General features: G+C 49.8%; 1 pseudogene. It reads left to right on the top strand.

The annotated features are described in order from the left end of the window. Positions 1–237 (top strand): annotated as a pseudogene (locus tag A3766_RS30600) (MinD/ParA family protein); the annotation flags it as partial.

Raw genomic sequence — 237 nt, 5'->3', positions numbered from 1 at the left:
TTCCAGGAGCATCGGGTTTCGCTCAGTGTGTTGAGTTGGATGTCGGGCAGCAACAAAGGCTGGTGACTTCTATTCGTGCAATTGAGCCTCATTATGACTATATGATGGTCGACACAGCCGCGGGTATTTCTCCAACCGTTCTTCATTTTATTGCCGCGTCTCAAGTTGCTGTCGTTGTGGTGACCCCCGAGCCAACCTCTTTAACTGATGCGTTCTCTCTGCTTAAGGTGCTCAAAC

The sequence above is a fragment of the Oleiphilus sp. HI0132 genome (assembly GCF_001635845.1).
The sequence above is the reverse complement of the archived record's forward strand: the minus strand, read 5'-3'. Positions and strand labels throughout refer to the sequence as shown.